Below are 17,247 nucleotides of genomic sequence, written 5' to 3'. Positions count from 1 at the left end.
AGCCTTGTTTAGCGTAAGGGGGTCGACTTAAAACGTGCGTTATTCTCAATAAAATTCATCAGTAAAGGCGAGCGAAGCTCGCCTTTATGTTTTGATGTAATCCTAGCCTTGTTGTTTTTTAAGCTGTATTACCTCAGAGTATTGCTGGATTAGGCAAGGTCTTTAATGGATAAAATCTTTATATATCAATTTTTTAATGGTTTTTTCAGTCTTCCTCATTTTTACCCGCCTTAGATTAATCCAAAAATTGTCAGGATAAAAATACCTAAGGTGCAAGTGAACAGTGAGCAAACAGTGGTCAAGGCGATAATATTGGCCGCAAGCGTGGCATTGGCACCCATGGCCCGCGCCATCACATAACTGGCGGCCGCAGTGGGCGCAGAACTCATTAAAAAGACTAAGGCAAGTTCCACCCCGCGATAGCCAAAAATCAAGGCACCTAAGCTGATAAATAGCGGAGCAAAGATAAGTTTTAAGGCGGTTGAGAACCAAGTGGCATACTTTTCATGCTTAAGCGATCCAATATTGAGTGAACCGCCAGTGCAGAGCAGTGCTAATGGGAGCGTCATATTGGCAAAGTATTGTCCCGCATCGAGGACCATTTTCGGTACAGGTATTGCTAGCAGGTAAAACAACATGCCAAGGATAATGGCAATGATCAGCGGATTTTTGGTGATGGTTTTTATGATCACAGTAAAAGCGTGGCGGCTTGATTCCTCATCCCTCGGACTTAAGCAAACCACGGCTTGAATATTATAGAGCAGCGTCATGGCGGCCACATAAACCGCGGCTAAGGCAACACCTGATTCTCCATAGGCATTAGACACATAGGCTAAGCCGATAATGGCGGTATTGGCCCTAAATCCCCCTTGAATAATAACGCCTTGATCCTTTGGCGCAGGGAAAAATCGTTTCGTCGCGTAGGTCGAGAGGATAAAAAACAGCAGATTAGCCAATAGACCATAGCCTATTAACGGTGCACTGGCGGCAAGATCGTGATGCGAACTAATAATGCTTAAAAACAACAACGCAGGCAGCGTGACATTAAAAACCAGTTTGGAGGCGACATCAATAAAGTGCTCGTCGATCACTTGAGTGCGTTTAAGTATCACGCCTAGGGCTAACATTAAACAGATGGGGCCGGTTATCGAGGCAGAAAACAACAACTGCTCAATGATATTGCCCATAAGGTCTCCTTAAATGATCTCACCGTGTGTTATTGCTTAGCCACAGCCGCGATAGTGTCGCAGTGTGAGCTGCTTGTCGAGACCACCTCAGCTTACGCTCCCTGATAAAGCCTAAAGGGATGTGTACCAATAAATAAGGCCGCATTTAATGCGGCCTTATGTCGATTTACCAGTAGCTTGACTTGTGCGTAGTGTCGATTACTTCACCCGCATACCAGGCTGTGCGCCTTCATGGGGTTCTAAAATCCACAAATCGCTACCACCAGGGCCTGCTGCCAGTACCATGCCTTCTGACATGCCAAAACGCATTTTACGCGGTGCAAGGTTGGCAACCATCACCGTCAGCTTGCCTTCGAGATCCTCTGGCGAGTAGGCCGATTTGATCCCTGCAAACACCTGACGGGTTTCGCCACCGATATCCAATTGTAGTTTTAACAGTTTGTCGGCTTCGGCTACATGTTCAGCTTTGACAATACGCGCAATTCGCAGATCGATTTTAGCGAAATCTTCATAGTTGATAGTGTCGCTAATTGGATCGGTCGCTAATGGGCCTTTAGGTGCTTCCGGCTCGGTTGTGGCTTGCAGGTTTTCCTTAGAGTCAGCCACCATAGCATTGACTTTGTCCAACTCAACACGTTGCATCATGGCTTTAAATGGCGCAATTTCATGGCCAGCCATATCTTGGCCTAACCCATCCCAAGTTAACGTCTGTTGGAAGAAGGCTTCAACGTCTTGTGCTAAGCGTGGTAACACAGGTTTTAAGTACGTCACCAAAATGCGGAACAGGTTCAGGGCGTTCGAGCACACTTGGTGGGCCGCTTCCTGTTGATCGTCATGTTTCACCATTTGCCAAGGCGCAGCATCGGCGACAAAACCGTTGGCGATGTCTGCTAGTGCCATGATTTCACGCATCGCTTTACCGTATTCGCGGGTTTCATAGAACTCAGCGATTTGTTCTTGCTTGGCTAAAAATACCTCGGTTAGCGTGGTATCAGTAATTTTCGCGAGTTTGCCATCGAACCGCTTAGTGATAAAACCTGCGGTGCGCGAGGCTAAATTCACTAGCTTACCGACTAGATCTGAGTTCACGCGCTGGGCGAAATCTTCTAAATTCAGATCTAAATCGTCGATACGGCTACTGAGTTTGGCCGCATAGTAGTAACGTAAATATTCAGGATCTAAGTGATCTAAGTAAGTGCGAGCCTTAATAAAGGTGCCCTTAGATTTGGACATCTTAGCGCCATTGACTGTCACATAGCCGTGGGCGTAAACGCTATTTGGCTGACGATAACCAGAGCCATAAAGCATTGCTGGCCAAAACAGGCTGTGGAAGTAGACAATGTCTTTACCGATAAAGTGGTAAACCTCGGCTTTAGAATCCTTCGCCCAAAATTCATCGAAGCTTAGCTCTGGGCGTTTGTCACACAGATTTTTGAATGAACCCATGTAACCGATAGGCGCATCTAACCACACGTAGAAGTATTTGCCCGGTGCATCAGGGATCTCAAAGCCAAAGTAAGGTGCATCACGGGTGATATCCCACTGCTGCAGGCCTTGCTCGAACCATTCGTCGAGTTTGTTGGCCATTTCGGTTTGCAGTGCGCCGGAGCGAGTCCACTCTTTTAGCATGTCTTCGAAGGCAGGTAAGTCGAAGAAGAAGTGCTCAGTGTCCTTCATCACAGGCGTCGCGCCAGAGACGGCCGATTTGGGGTTAATCAGCTCCGTTGGGCTGTAGGTCGCGCCGCAGGCATCACAGTTATCGCCATATTGATCGGGCGATTTACACTTAGGGCAGGTGCCTTTTACGAAGCGGTCCGGCAAGAACATCGACTGTTCAGGGTCAAATAGCTGAGAAATGCTCTTGCTTTTGATATAGCCGTTTGCGCGCAGTTTTAAGTAAATATCGCTCGCCAGCACGCGGTTCTCTTCACTGTGGGTGCTGTGATAATTATCGAAGGCGATATTAAAATCGGCGAAATCCTGCTGATGCTCTTTGTTGACTTGCGCGATCATTTCTTCAGGCGCCATGCCTAATTGCTGGGCTTTAAGCATGATCGGTGTGCCGTGGGCGTCATCGGCACAAATATAGTGGCACTCATGTCCACGAAGCTTTTGATAACGCGACCAGATATCCGTCTGGATGTATTCCAGCATATGACCTAAATGAATCGGTCCGTTCGCATAGGGAAGTGCGCTGGTCACGAGAATTTTACGTTGTGAAGTTGCCATCTTGTCTCAAATATCGTGGTGGGCCAAAAATAATGGTTGAGATACTAACCGATTACAGGATGATTTTCATCAAAACCTGAGTCAATTGGGTTAAAACTGCGCTAATGTTTTTGTCATTATCTGGTACACTTGGGCAAATTTATTGGTGGGGGTAATTCTTTTGTCTTCAACTCAAACTGATTATCGTCTGAGTGACGATCTTCTCGGGCCAGTTCTGGCCATTCTCGATGCATATATCGACCCGTATTTAGCTAAAGGGTTAGTGAGCGCAGGATGCGTGAATAAATTAGCGATAGAAGGTAAGCGGTTACAGCTTGGCTTAGTCTATCCATATCCTTGTATGACCCAGTATCGCGATACTGTAATGGCGCTGACCAACAAGTTAGCGGTACTCGATGCTATCGATGAAGTCGAATGTGAAATCGATTTCCAACCTAAGGTGTATTCGGCTATTGCCTCTATCGCACCGATTGCCAATGTGAAGCAAGTGATTGCCGTCGCGTCTGGCAAAGGCGGTGTGGGTAAATCGACCACGGCGGTTAACCTTGCCTTAGCGCTGGCCGCTGAGGGCGCGCAGGTCGGGATTTTAGATGCCGATATTTATGGCCCATCAGTCCCATTAATGCTCGGGATCCCTAACTTCAGACCTGTTTCACCCGATGGCAAACATATGACTGCGGCCAGTGCCTATGGCATTGCTGCACAATCGATTGGGTTTATGTTGAGTGGTGATGAAGCCGCCGTGTGGCGTGGTCCAATGGCGGCGGGCGCCTTGGCTCAGCTCCTGAATGAAACCCAATGGCCAGAGCTAGATTATTTAGTCGTCGATATGCCACCTGGCACAGGGGATATTCAATTAACCCTGTCGCAAAAAGTGCCTGTGAGCGGCGCGGTGATTGTCACCACTCCGCAGGATATCGCTCTGGCCGATGCCAAGAAAGGCATCACTATGTTCCAGAAAGTGAACATCCCCGTCCTCGGTATTGTTGAGAATATGAGTTTCCATTTATGCCCAGAATGTGGTCATAAAGAGCACCCCTTTGGTACGCACGGTGGCAGTAAAATGGCCGAGCGTTATCAAGTTCCCCTGTTAGGAGCCTTACCGCTGCATATCAATATCCGTGAAGCCATGGATGTCGGTGCGCCAACGGTGGTAGCCGAGCCAGACAGTGAAGTGGCTGCACTTTATCGGGAAATTGCCCGTAAAGTGGGTGCCGAATTGGCGCTCAAGCAGAGCCAAAAAACAGTTTCTATTAGCGTATCAGATGACGAGTAAGGTTTAAGGGTATGAATTCTCAGCAGTGTGTCATTATAGCAATTGCTGGCGCGTCAGCATCTGGCAAGAGTTTAATTGCCAAGACGATTTTTGACGAACTTCGCCGCGATTTAGGCACAGATCAGATTGGGGTAATTAACGAAGACGCGTACTATCGCGATCAGAGTCATTTATCCATGGATGAGCGGGTGTTAACAAACTACGACCATCCCAAAGCGTTAGACCATCAACTGTTATGCACGCACTTGCAGTTACTTAAGTCTGGCGAAGCTGTTGATATTCCTTGCTATAGCTATACCGAACATACGCGTATGGCCGAAACCGTTAAAATGACACCGAAAAAAGTGATCATTTTAGAGGGCATTCTGCTGTTAACTGATCCTAAATTGCGTGAATTGATGGATGCCAGCGTGTTTATGGATACGCCGCTGGACATTTGTTTCCTGCGCCGTTTAACCCGCGATGTGGCTGAACGTGGCCGTACGATGGAATCGGTGATTTCACAGTACAAGAAAACCGTCCGTCCTATGTTCCTGCAATTTATTGAACCTTCAAAACAATACGCTGATATTATCGTGCCCCGCGGTGGCAAAAACCGTATCGCGACCGATATTTTGAAGACTCGAATCCAACATCTACTGGCAAAATAACGACCAATACTTAGGGAGTAAAAGGCAAGATGCGCTTAACCGATATCGAAATTGAACAGGCCCTTGATAATGGCACAATTGTGATTGAACCTCGCCCAAACAACGATGCAATATCTGGTGTGAGTGTCGATGTGCGATTAGGGGGGCAATTTCGCGTCTTTAAAGATCATACCGCGCCTTTTATCGATCTCAGTGGTCCAAGTGGCGAAGTCCAGGCTGCGCTCGATCGGGTGATGAGTGAAATCATCGAAATCCCCGACGGCGAAGCCTTCTTCCTGCATCCTGGAGAGCTGGCCTTAGCCGTGACCTATGAGAGCGTGACGCTGCCTGCTGATATTGTCGGTTGGCTCGATGGCCGCTCCTCTCTGGCGCGTTTAGGCTTGATGGTACACGTGACCGCGCATCGTATTGATCCGGGCTGGCAGGGTAAAATTGTGCTCGAGTTTTACAACAGTGGTAAGTTGCCTTTAGCACTGCGCCCACGGATGACAATTGGTGCGTTAAATTTTGAACGTTTAAGTGGCCCAGTTGCGCGTCCGTACAACAAGCGCAAAAATGCCAAGTATAAAGATCAACAGGATGCGGTTGCCAGCCGTATTAGCCAGGATTAATACCCTTGATTTGGGTTAATGGGGTATTACAAGCAAGCATTGCCCCAACGGATAGGGGGCTTGCCTATGGTGATGGCCTCTTTGCCACGATGCGAAGTAGCAAGCGTGGCATTTTATTTTTTCAGCAGCACCAAGCACGTTTAGAGACTGGTGCAGCAAGGCTTGGGTTTGACTGGCAAATGAGTCCAGCCCTTGCCGAGCAGCTCGATACACTCGCCGCGCAGTATCCACAGCACTGTATTAAATTGATGGTTACACGTGGGGTTGGGGGCCGAGGCTATGCGCCGCCTGAGCAAGTAAACGTCACGGAAGTCGTTTCTGTTCATCCCATTCCTGCCCATTATGCCGCGTGGCAGCAACAGGGGATTCGTCTTAAAACCTCCGCCGTACAATTGGGGCATCAACCCTTATTGGCAGGGATAAAACACCTTAATCGCCTCGAGCAAGTGCTGATTAAATCCCTGCCCTTGCCGCAGGGGTATGATGATTGGCTTGTACTCGATTGTATGGGTAAGGTGATTGAGTCCTCCATGGCAAATATCTTTTTTATTAAGGATAATCAGGTTGTTACTCCGTCATTGGAGCACTGCGGTGTCGCGGGTGTTATGCGTGAGCAAGTTATGTTAGCCTTACTTGCACTGCAGATGGATATCGATTGTTTGCCGTTTGGCGCCGAGCGTTTAGTGGAGTTTGACTCGGCATTTATCACTAACAGTGTCTTAGGCGTAGTGGATGTACTCGCGATCGATTCGCACAGCTTCAAGCCTTCTCCTTTGACCGCAGATCTTAGACAAACACTTTCACTCTCACTATGAAAAAACTCATTCTGATCGCAAGCTCTACCTTATTGGCCTTGCTGACCTTAGCTTGCTTAGTTGGTTATTGGGGTTACCGTACGATTATTGATTACAGCCAAACGCCTCTAGTCTTAACCGAAGCCAAAGAATTAACCATTGCCCGTGGTACGAGTGTCCACCAGTTGGCACAGCAGCTAGAAACCGATGGCGTGATCCAAGATAAATGGAAACTCAAATGGCTGCTCAAATTACGCCCTGAGCTGGCCAAGATCCGCACCGGTCTTTATGAGATGACCCCTTCGCAGACGCTTGCCGATCTACTCAATGATTTAGTCAATGGCAAGGTGAAAATCTTTAGCGTGACACTCGTTGAAGGCAAAACCATTGCGGAGTGGGAACAACAACTCGCAAACGCGCCCCATTTACAATTGACCTCAGAGGTTTTCAGTGCCGTATTGATGGATCAGGGGGATGATTCGGCGTTGCCGGAAGGCAAGTTTTTCCCTGATACTTATCACTACACCGCAGACAGTGATGCTAGGGAACTGCTTACCCAAAGTTACAAAATGATGGAGCAGGAGCTCGCCAAAGCGTGGGCGGAGCGAGTGCCCGGTTTACCCCTAAAATCGCGTTATCAGATGCTGATCTTGGCTTCGATTGTTGAAAAGGAAACTGGCCAAGCCTTTGAGCGCGATCAAATCGCCGGTGTCTTTATCAATAGACTGAATCTTGGGATGAAGTTGCAAACCGATCCCACGGTGATTTACGGTATGGGAGACAGATTTAAAGGCAATATCACTCGCAAGGATTTAGTCGAAGATACGCCGTTTAATACCTACCGAATTTTCGGTTTACCACCAACGCCGATTGCTGCTCCGAGCAAGGCCTCATTACAGGCTGTATCGAAACCCGCCAAGGTCAGTTATTTGTATTTTGTGTCGCGTAACGACGGCACCCATGTGTTTTCAACCACCTTGGAAGAGCATAACCGCGCCGTGGATATTTATCAGAGAAAGAAAAAATGACCCAAGCATCCGCCAAATTCATCGTAGTTGAAGGACTGGAAGGCGCTGGCAAATCGAGTGCGATTGCCCTTATTCGTGATTTTATTGAAAAACATACCGGCCATGCACCAGTATGCACCCGTGAGCCTGGTGGCACGCCGCTGGCCGAGCGCATTCGTGATTTAGTGAAAATTGCCGACCCAAGCGATCCTTTATGTGACGAGTCCGAATGTTTACTTATCTATGCCGCCAGAGCGCAACTGGTTGCTAATGTGATCAAGCCTGCCTTAGCCCAAGGAAACTGGGTACTTGGAGATAGGCACAATCTATCATCCCTTGCATATCAAGGCGGTGGACGCGGCTTAATGCCTTTAGTGGAGGCCGTAAGTAACGCAACACTAAAAGGGTTTAAACCCGATCTAACCCTCTATCTTGACCTTGACCCTAAACTTGGGCTGCAACGTGCGGCAAAGCGGGGTGAACTTGATAGAATTGAGCAACAAGCCATCGACTTTTTTGAGCGGGCACGAGCAACTTACCTCAAACTTGCCAGTGAAGATGAGTGTATCGTGGTGATTGATGCCAGCCAAACGATGGCCGAAGTGCATAAAGATATTCTGGCCGTGTTACAGGCGATGGCATGGTAGAGCACCGTGGATTTGATGTGTTAAGCCTGCCTTGGCTCGATGTGCCAAGACAGGCGTTTTTAACCCAGTTACAAACCCAAAAAGTCCCCCATGCGCAACTAGTGGGTATCGATTCCGCCTATGGTGGGGAACTCTTGAGTGTGTTTATGGCGCGCGCTGCCATGTGTTCACAACCCACTCACACAGGAGGATGCGGTTTTTGTAAGTCCTGCCAGTTATTTGATGCGGGTAATCATCCTGATTTTTATCAAATCGAGGCCGATGGCCATCAAATCAAAGTCGATCAAATTCGTGAGCTTTGTAGCCGCTTAAGTGCGACTGCCCAGCAAAGTGGCCGCCGTGTAGCCATTATCCACCATAGCGAGCGTTTAAACTCAGCATCTGCGAATGCGCTACTTAAGACACTCGAAGAGCCAGGTAAAGATACTTTACTGCTATTACATTCCGATACGCCTGCACGTTTAATGGCCACGATCAGCAGCCGTTGTCAAAGACTTCCCTTTGTGGCTCCGTCTAAGACCTTGATCAAAAATTGGCTAATTCAGCAATGCCAGATCCAAGAGGATGTGACTTGGTGCTTGAGTGTGGTCGGCGGCCCATTAAAGTTGGCAGAGAGTTTGCAATCAAATAGCACGCAGCCTAGTCGTTATCAAACCTTATTAGGTTTTCGCAAAGATTGGGCGCAAAGTTTGTCGTCGGGCCATCTGTGTGCTAGCTTGTTAATAATAAGTGAACAGCAAATTATTGATGCTCTTAAGGTTTTATACTTACTTTTGAGACAAATTTTATTGAAGAATGGCAACCAAGATGCGTATGTTCAGGCGCAAATAGGGAACTTGGCGGCGAAAGTCATGGGAATGTGTCATAGCTTAAGTGCCATGCCAAGTGTCAATTATTTGGGCTTGTGTCAAAGTTATGTTTTAGAATATAGAGATATAACAAATAAGTAACATGCCATGGTCGATCTTGTCGTTAATTTTGATACCTTACATCAGCTTTATCGAGCCTATATGCCGTTCATTAAGCCGGCAGGGTTGTTTGTTGCCACAGGAGAAACACATTATCTCGGCGAGACCTTAACCATCGCCTATCGTTTACCTGGCGCGACAACGTCTAACGAATTTCGTGGTGTCGTGGTGTGGATTAACCCTTTGGGCGCGTCAGGTGGGCGCCCTGTAGGGATTGGTATCAAGATAGTTTCAGAGCCAGACAGCCACAAACATCATATTGAAAAACTGTTGTCCCGTGAGCTTTCCTCAGGCGATTTAACCTGCACGATGTAACTGTAACGCATAGATCCGCCATCTCAGACTACACTTAGCGATTTAACCTCAACTTGGGTTAAGAGATGGATAAATGCAATCAACACCACAAAAATTTCAATTACTTAATCTCAAATTTGCGCTTTGTGCTGATACAAGGCTTATTTACGCGTTAATAGCGCGCCTTTTCAAGTCAAATAACCCTGTAAGCGTTGCACAACGCTGTTTGATATGTTTTATCCAGATCTGAAGTTATTTTGTACCAAGTGAAACCTTAGCGATATTTGACCTCGATCCCATCGCTGAGTATCCTTGTGCTCCTTTTGTTTCACTGCTTGGAAATTGCTGTGCTTATCGATTCACATTGCCATCTCGATCGCCTTAAAGCGGCGCCTGATCAACCCACCTTAGAACTCATCCTCGCCAACGCTAAAGCGCGTGGTGTCGACTATATGCTCTGTGTGAATGTTCGCCAGCAAGGATTTGAATCGATGCGCGATAAGGTTGCGGGTTTCGAGCAAGTATTTTTATCTTCGGGTGTACACCCATTGGATGTAAAAGAAGGACTCGATGTGGAGCAAATCCGCCGTTTTGCGATGGAGCCTAAAGTGGTCGCGATTGGTGAAACTGGCCTAGATTATTTTTATGCCGATGAAACCAAATCCTTGCAACAACAATGTTTTGAGCAGCAGATTGCCTTAGCCGTTGAGGTCAATAAACCACTTATTGTGCATACCCGCGATGCCCGTGAAGACACCATCAATATGCTAAAAACGGGTCAGGCAGAAAAAGTTGGTGGCGTATTGCACTGCTTTACTGAAAACTGGGAAATGGCTAAAGCTGCGATTGATTTAGGTTTTTATATTTCAGTGTCGGGTATTGTGACCTTTAAAAATGCCGGCGAACTCAGAACGGTGATCCGTAAAGTACCGAAGGAGCGGTTATTGGTGGAAACCGATTCGCCTTATCTTGCGCCTATTCCACATCGCGGGCAGGAAAACCAACCTGCCTATGTGCGTGATGTTGCGGAGTTTGTGGCAGAGCTTAGGGGAGAGCGTTACGAAGATCTTGCACAGTACACGAGTGAGAACTTCTTTAACTTGTTTAAGGATGCGGCACGTCTTATCGGACGTTGATACCTTATTCACCCGCTAAATCTGTAAAAAGCCCATAAAAAAAGGCCCAAAACGAGTCTAGCTGTTTGGGCCTAGGGGAATGGCTCGTTAAAGAGCCGTGCGCTACAGATGAAAGCGCCATATAGCGCGCTTTACAATAGACTCAGTGTAGTTGAGTTTTGAGTGAGTGACACTTTCTCCTTCCCCTTTTTTAGGTTATTTCTCGCTAAAAAATCGCCGAATTATAACCATTATGCCTGCGATGGTAACAATAAGACCTTATCTTTCACTAAGTCTCTGGGTAGATTGTTTTTTAATTTATTGCCTAAATGTTTGGCCATACCTAAGGGAGCACCACCATAACAGACAATGATTTCGCCTTGGGCTTTTGTGGCGGTATCGAGGGCAATATCTCGCCCCATCAAGTATTCTTTGGCCTGTTCATCATTAATCTCGATAATGTTGGCTTGGGTATTTGCTAGTGCAATCACGGCCTCATGGCGGACCTTGAAGCCATGTTTACTGTGATCAGCAAGTTTAAGCCCTATCCTCTGAAAGCGCATTTTGCCAATAAAGTCAGTAAATTCACGCGGGAAGAGCCAAAACTCGTCGTCGCGCACCATGATAAGTTCATCGGGCAGTTCGATACCCAGATCATCGGCAAAATACGCTTGAATGGCTTTCGCTTGTTTAGGACTCGCCTCGGTAAAAGGGAAGTTTTTTTGTAGCTTAGGTTCAAGCTGAAGACGAGGTACCGAGCGGGTTTTAGTCAGTTTCGCGACAAAAAAGCCTTCGCTGTCGTAAATCTGCGGCCAAACGTGTAAAAAGCCCTCAGGTGTGGTGGCTTTGTCAGCACCATCAAACAGTTGGCTTAAGGATTCAAATTGTACTGCATTACCATAAGTTTGCTGCAAATATTCGCACACACCTTGGTTTTCGTGCCGATTGAGGGTGCAAGTGGAATACACCAAACTGCCACCCGGCTTTAACGCTAAAAAGGCCGATTCGATAAGTGCTTTTTGGGTTTCACTAATGGCGATAACCTCATCCAGCGACCAAGATTTTAAGGCGTCAACATCTTTACGGACTGTGCCTTCACCGCCACAGGGCGCATCAATTAATACCGCATCAAAGCTTTCATAGAGATATTCGCCAAATACCCGGCCATCGAAGTGGGTTAGGGCGCAGTGGCTCGCTCCCATGCGCAGCACATTGGCATGAAGCACTTTAACGCGACTTGCGGAATATTCATTGGCAACCAATAAGCCCTGATTGTTCATCAAGGCGGCCATTTGCGTGGTTTTAGAACCGGGGGCTGCTGCTAAGTCCAACACACATTGCCAATCTGCATTGGGGGTAAATAGTGCGGTCGGTGGCAGCATGGAGCTGGCTTCTTGGATATAGAATAAGCCCTGAATATGTTCTAGGGCGTTGCCTAGCTGTTCTTCTTCATCGTAACTTATCCAGAAACCATCCTTACACCAAGGAATGGGCTCAAATGTCCATCCTTTAGGCTGCATTAAACGCTTAAAATCCTCGCTGCTGATCTTTAAGGTATTGACGCGAATAGAACGCCTAAGTGGCCTCGCGCAAGCAGCAATAAATTCGTCCATTGAGAGATGAGCAGGTAATTCTTGGGAAATTGTATTGATAAAATTTGGATTTAATTGAACCATAACGGGATTAGGCTGTGTATCAACTGTGGCAAGTATATCATAATCCCTTACTGGGGCAGGGATTTTATCCTGCGTTTTATGCCGCGCTGTTGGGGTATTTAGTGGCTGGCGTAACCGCTTTGCATTAAGTAAGAGAACGTGTAAAACGAAGGCAAAATAATAAAAAATAAGGTAGGGGCAGAGTGCTGAATCGGGTGTGGTTAGTGTTTTTCCTCATATCGCTGTTGGCGATAGGGGTACAACTCGCGAATGGGCATATCGAAGTGCTCGCTAATGCTGTTGAGGCGCTATTTGCCAGCGCAAAACTGTCAGCCGAAATCGCCTTAGGCTTAGTCGGGGTTTTATCCCTGTGGATGGGCTTGATGCGCATTGGTGAAAAAGCGGGGGTGGTTGGAGCCATAGCATTTATATTTGAGCCATTGCTACGCCGCTTAATGCCCGAAGTGCCTAAGGGGCATCCTGCTTTTGGCAGTATGACCATGAACTTAACGGCTAATGTGTTTGGGCTGGATAATGCCGCAACCCCCTTAGGTTTAAAGGCTATGCAGGATTTGCAGAGTCTTAATCCGGTGACAACCGTTGCTACCAACGCACAAATTCTATTCTTAGTGCTCAATACCTCCTCGGTGACTTTAGTGCCTGTCACGGTGTTTTTGTACCGTGCCCAGCAGGGGGCTGCGGCTCCTGCGGATATTTTTTTGCCGATACTCCTAGCTACCTCAGCATCAACATTAGCGGGATTGCTAACCGTTGCATTTGTCCAGCGACTGTCACTGCTTAATGCCGTGGTACTAGGATATGGCGCGGTGATCCTCTCGGCATTAGTCGCCAGCGGCTTTTATCTGATGACCCTAACGGCCGAAGCGATTGGCACTGTGTCGACCGCCATGGGTAACGGGATATTATTGCTACTGGTATTTAGTTTTGTGCTGGTGGCAGGTGTTCGTAAAGTACCCATTTATGATGAGTTTATTGAAGGGGCGAAGGCGGGTTTTAATCAATCCATTCAACTTATTCCGTACTTGCTAGCTATGCTGCTGGCCATTGGTTTACTGAGGGCTTCGGGGGCATTGGATTACCTACTGCAACTCATCGCTGGCGGAGTGAGCCTTTTCGGGTTGGATACCCGTTTTGTCGATGCTATGCCAACGGCGCTAATGAAACCCTTTAGTGGCTCAGGCGCGCGGGCGATGATGCTCGAAACCATGGCGCATCATGGTGTGGACTCTTTTGCAGGTCGACTGGCAGCGATTTTCCAAGGTAGTACTGAAACCACATTCTATGTGCTGGCGGTCTATTTTGGTTCAGTGGGCATTCGCCACGGCCGTCATGCACTTGCCTGTGGTTTAACGGCGGATTTTGCAGGGATCAGTGCCGCCATTGCGGTTTGTTACTGGTTCTATGGATAAGCAGTATAAGACTGTAAGATGATAAAAAATCAGGCGCATTAGGATTTACCTAGTGCGCCTGATTTTAAAGAGTTAACTATCGCGTTTAGAGACTTTAGCTGTTTTAGCTTAAATCGATAGCACAATTATTTATTGCACAGGAGCTATTGCGCGGGTGCCCATTCCTGCCATTCAGTCTGGGCTTTATGCTGCAGTGTAATCACAGCACCTTGGCTTAAGCGATTGTTTGCTTGTGTTGTTTCCTTGGTAGCGACATTAATGCCGCCCGCCAGTAGGGTTTCAAGTGAACCCGCTTCTATCTGCGCGCCTGAGAAAATCCCTACATCCACTTTGATACCAGAAGCATCCCAGAACTGACTCGTCTTATTTACTAAGTGACGGTATTGCGGCTCAATGTGTGCTTGCATTAACACACTGTTACCTTGAGAAGACAGGCTGTAGCCGTCGATTTGGCCAACCTTAAGACCACGGAAGAAAATAGGCGTGCCGACTTTCATCGAGCCTAGGTTGCTATCCTCTAGGGTAAACTTGAGCGCATCTTCGGCCACATTGGCATAGCTGCTCTCAACGAGTTTAGCTTGGAATTGCGTGGCCTTTTGTTTGCTCTTACCTGGTAACACCCCAATATAAGGCCCTGTGATTAAGGTTTCTGGGGCTTTAATGCCCGCTAAAGAAATTTGTGCTTCGACCATATGATACTCGGCGTCACTGCTGCTGAAATGATCCGCATATTCGCCATAGAGATAGGCGGTGGCCGAGAGGGTATTGAGGTCTGCATTAAGCTTAACCTGAGTCACTTCACCCACTTGGTGCCCTTGATAACGAATCGCTGCTTTAGCGGCCAATTTAGCCGAGGCGGATAGGGTGAGCCTAATAGCTTGCGCTTGGGCTAAGGCTAACTGTTTATTTTCATAAAGTTTGAGCGAAGCAGTAGGATCTGCGAGGGGATTCTCCAATAAGCCTAGGCTGATACTGCCTTTTAGTGCGCCCTGAAGCGGCGCAACGGCGACGTCAATACCCGCTAGGCTGGCGCTGACATCCAGTGCGCTATTACGCCAAAATACTTTCGGTTTTTGCATTAAGGGCTGGAACTGCTTATCGATGGCGATCTTAATCGCAAAGTCTTCAGTTTTACTTTGCCAATTCACCGACTCAACACGACCGATTTGCATTTTTTTATAGTAAATTGGCGAGCCTTGGCTGACATCTGCGCCATCTTGGCTGGTCAACGTAAAATAAAGACGTTGCTGGCGCTCGAAAAACTGCTTCGCTTCCTCAACAGAGCTAAAGAGTGATAAGCGCGCATTGGCTGCAACAGGCGTGTTATTGCTGCCGGGAATAAGACTCACAGCACCTTTGGTTAATGTCGCCAGATCGCGGGTTTTGACAGATACCCCCTCAATGGATGCATCGACACTCAGCGCCGACTCAGGTATAAAATAGCTATCACTACGGACTAAACTGGCAAATTCAGGTTGTAGTTCAAGCTGATATTCTACCGCCGAAAGATCTTTAGTTAACTTCACCGCAAGAACTTGGCCAATAGGCAACTGTTTGTAGCGCACTTCTGCACCAGCGGTTAATCCCATATTTTCTGCTGAGGTGATAGTCAACAGACGTTTTTTGGCTTGCAGTAAATCAGGTGCTGAGGATTGCAGAGCGAAGCTGCTTGGTAGCGCCGTATTGGCATTTGTGCCAGGTAAAAAGTTAATCACGCTACCTGTCAGTAAACGTTCAGGATTTTTGATACCAGACAGTGAAATATCCGCGCCCTCTAACCAAAAACGTCCGTCGCTGGTTAATAAATTGGCATACTCAGGCTCAAACTTGGCAATCGCTGTGACGCCAGTGGTGGTGAGGTTTTTACTTTGAATCGAGCCAACGCTGATACCCCGATATACGATGCGGGTGCCTTTATCAATCCCATTGCCATCGTTCATGGTTAAGCTCACTTCAACTCCGCCTAAAGCACTGGTTTCGGAATCATAGAGGGCAAAACTGTCGCCATTTTGTGCAGCTGCTGCTTTTTCATCGGAACTAAAACTCACCCCACCCGCAAGGATGGAGGCCAAGCTCTCGGTATTGACCTTAATGCCCGCTAAACTGGCGTCGACTTTTACACCAGAGACATTCCAAAAATGGGAATTTTTCTTCACTAAACGCGCGTATTGTTCTTGAATAAACGCACTGATAATGACTCTCGCGTTACCATCTAAGCGGTAACTGACGACACTGCCCACAGGGATCTGGCGAAAGAAAACGGGTGAGCCAACGTCCAATGAACCCAGCTTATCGGCAGTGAGTTCAATCATCACCCCTTCGGAGCCGATTTGCATCGGTGGTGGCTGACGCTCAGCCTCAAAGAACGTTGCGGCATTGCCTTTACCCGGTTGAATGGCAATATAGTTGCCCGAAAACAGCGCATCTAAACCTTCAACGCCTGTGATACTCGCCTTTGGGGTGACTAACCAGAAGAGGGTCTCTTTATTTAAGAAAGGTTTAGCGCGATAGTCCATCATCACTTTCACGTTCACGCCTTTAAGATCATCGTCAATGCCAATGTCTTTCACCTTACCGACGGTTAAACCTTGGTATTTGACTAAGGTTTTGCCCACATCAATTCCCGTTGCACTGGGAAAGTGGATCTGAATTTCAACGCCCGATTCTTTGATGCTTTTAATACCCAGCCAAGCGCCGAGTGCGAGCGCCACAATAGGGAGCAGCCAAATCGGCGAAAAGAGTTTTTTCTTCACAACTTTTGGCGATTCAATTTGTGTCATCTTGATTTTCCAATCGATCCCAGAGTAAACGAGTGTCTAAAACTTTTGCGGCAAGTTGAGTGAGTAAAATCACTAATGCAAACGCCGTGGCCGCAGGAGCCGGCTTCGCATCGAGTAATTGCCCCATATTAACAAGGGCAACCGTTAGTGAGATCACAAACAAATCGAGCATCGACCAGCGGCCGATCCACTCGATAATATGAAATCCCACCATGAGTTTCTTTTTTGAAATGGGCAAATTAAAACTGATTGCACACAGATAAGTAGCAAGACCGATAATTTTCACCCAAGGTACTAAAATACTGGCAATAAACACGATAATGGCGATAGGAAACATATCCGATTGTACTAAATGGATAATACCGGAGAAGATCGTATCGTGACGTACCTTTCCCTGATTGGTGAGCACAGTTATAGGGTAGAGGTTCGCTGGGACCAATAAAATGGCAGCAGTGATCAGCAGCGCCCAGCTTTTTTGTAAGCTGCTATAGTCGCGAACATGTAGTTCTGATCCACAACGACTACAGTGGCTATCATCACTGCCATTGAGTTGCCTGCAAACTGTACATAAACAGAGACCTAAATCTTTTCCTTGCTGCTTCAT

The 17,247-nt window shown here is 47.3% G+C and carries 15 protein-coding genes; 10 read left to right on the top strand and 5 right to left on the bottom strand.

The genetic code is table 11. The annotated features are described in order from the left end of the window. Positions 1-230: 230 nt before the first annotated feature. Both SO_RS12075 and metG read right to left on the bottom strand, forming a co-directional pair. Positions 231-1,187 (bottom strand): AEC family transporter, encoded by a 957-nt coding sequence (locus SO_RS12075; protein ID WP_011072569.1) that lies wholly within the window; start codon positions 1,185-1,187, stop codon positions 231-233. 198 nt (positions 1,188-1,385) lie between these two features. Beyond that, complete coding sequence (metG, locus tag SO_RS12070) at positions 1,386-3,416, bottom strand: methionine--tRNA ligase (RefSeq protein ID WP_011072568.1); 2,031 nt, start codon at positions 3,414-3,416, stop codon at positions 1,386-1,388. Between the two features lie 160 nt (positions 3,417-3,576). On the opposite strand from metG, the gene apbC reads away from it, so the two are divergent. The 9 genes from apbC to SO_RS12025 all read left to right on the top strand — a co-directional run bounded on the left by apbC (position 3,577) and on the right by SO_RS12025 (position 10,799). After that, positions 3,577-4,692, top strand: coding sequence for an iron-sulfur cluster carrier protein ApbC (gene apbC / locus SO_RS12065; RefSeq protein WP_011072567.1), 1,116 nt, complete (start codon positions 3,577-3,579; stop codon positions 4,690-4,692). A gap of 11 nt (positions 4,693-4,703) precedes the next feature. Next, complete coding sequence (gene udk, locus SO_RS12060; protein WP_011072566.1) at positions 4,704-5,342, top strand: uridine kinase; 639 nt, start codon at positions 4,704-4,706, stop codon at positions 5,340-5,342. Positions 5,343-5,371: 29 nt separating this feature from the next. Further along, entirely contained in the window at positions 5,372-5,953 is a 582-nt protein-coding gene (dcd, locus tag SO_RS12055) for a dCTP deaminase (protein ID WP_011072565.1), read from the top strand. Positions 5,954-5,958: 5 nt separating this feature from the next. Continuing rightward, positions 5,959-6,768, top strand: coding sequence for an aminodeoxychorismate lyase (gene pabC, locus SO_RS12050; protein ID WP_011072564.1), 810 nt, complete (start codon positions 5,959-5,961; stop codon positions 6,766-6,768). Continuing rightward, positions 6,765-7,775, top strand: coding sequence for an endolytic transglycosylase MltG (mltG, locus tag SO_RS12045; RefSeq protein ID WP_011072563.1), 1,011 nt, complete (start codon positions 6,765-6,767; stop codon positions 7,773-7,775). Before pabC ends, mltG begins: the two co-directional genes overlap by 4 nt. Beyond that, complete coding sequence (tmk, locus tag SO_RS12040) at positions 7,772-8,401, top strand: dTMP kinase (RefSeq protein ID WP_011072562.1); 630 nt, start codon at positions 7,772-7,774, stop codon at positions 8,399-8,401. Before mltG ends, tmk begins: the two co-directional genes overlap by 4 nt. After that, positions 8,395-9,351: a DNA polymerase III subunit delta' gene (holB, locus tag SO_RS12035; protein WP_011072561.1), complete on the top strand. Its 957-nt coding sequence runs from the start codon at positions 8,395-8,397 to the stop codon at positions 9,349-9,351. Before tmk ends, holB begins: the two co-directional genes overlap by 7 nt. A 6-nt stretch (positions 9,352-9,357) precedes the next feature. Further along, the gene (locus tag SO_RS12030; protein ID WP_011072560.1) at positions 9,358-9,684 is read left to right on the top strand and encodes a PilZ domain-containing protein; all 327 of its coding nucleotides are present in this window, start codon (positions 9,358-9,360) and stop codon (positions 9,682-9,684) included. A gap of 326 nt (positions 9,685-10,010) precedes the next feature. Next, positions 10,011-10,799 (top strand): TatD family hydrolase, encoded by a 789-nt coding sequence (locus SO_RS12025; protein ID WP_011072559.1) that lies wholly within the window; start codon positions 10,011-10,013, stop codon positions 10,797-10,799. A 230-nt stretch (positions 10,800-11,029) separates the two neighbouring features. Here the strand turns inward: SO_RS12025 and rsmF are convergent, their stop codons facing one another. Continuing rightward, the gene (rsmF, locus tag SO_RS12020; protein WP_011072558.1) at positions 11,030-12,454 is read right to left on the bottom strand and encodes a 16S rRNA (cytosine(1407)-C(5))-methyltransferase RsmF; all 1,425 of its coding nucleotides are present in this window, start codon (positions 12,452-12,454) and stop codon (positions 11,030-11,032) included. Positions 12,455-12,636: 182 nt separating this feature from the next. Here rsmF and SO_RS12015 point away from each other — a divergent pair, with 182 nt between their 5' ends. Then, positions 12,637-13,863 (top strand): nucleoside recognition domain-containing protein, encoded by a 1,227-nt coding sequence (locus tag SO_RS12015; RefSeq protein WP_011072557.1) that lies wholly within the window; start codon positions 12,637-12,639, stop codon positions 13,861-13,863. Positions 13,864-14,006: 143 nt separating this feature from the next. On the opposite strand, the gene SO_RS12010 is transcribed toward SO_RS12015, so the two are convergent. Further along, positions 14,007-16,643 (bottom strand): PqiB family protein, encoded by a 2,637-nt coding sequence (locus SO_RS12010; protein WP_011072556.1) that lies wholly within the window; start codon positions 16,641-16,643, stop codon positions 14,007-14,009. Beyond that, the gene (locus tag SO_RS12005) at positions 16,630-17,247 is read right to left on the bottom strand and encodes a paraquat-inducible protein A (protein ID WP_011072555.1); all 618 of its coding nucleotides are present in this window, start codon (positions 17,245-17,247) and stop codon (positions 16,630-16,632) included. The genes SO_RS12010 and SO_RS12005 overlap by 14 nt, the downstream gene beginning before the upstream one ends.

The sequence above is a fragment of the Shewanella oneidensis MR-1 genome (genome assembly GCF_000146165.2).
GTDB lineage: Bacteria > Pseudomonadota > Gammaproteobacteria > Enterobacterales > Shewanellaceae > Shewanella > Shewanella oneidensis.
This window is presented reverse-complemented; position numbering and strand designations above follow the sequence as displayed.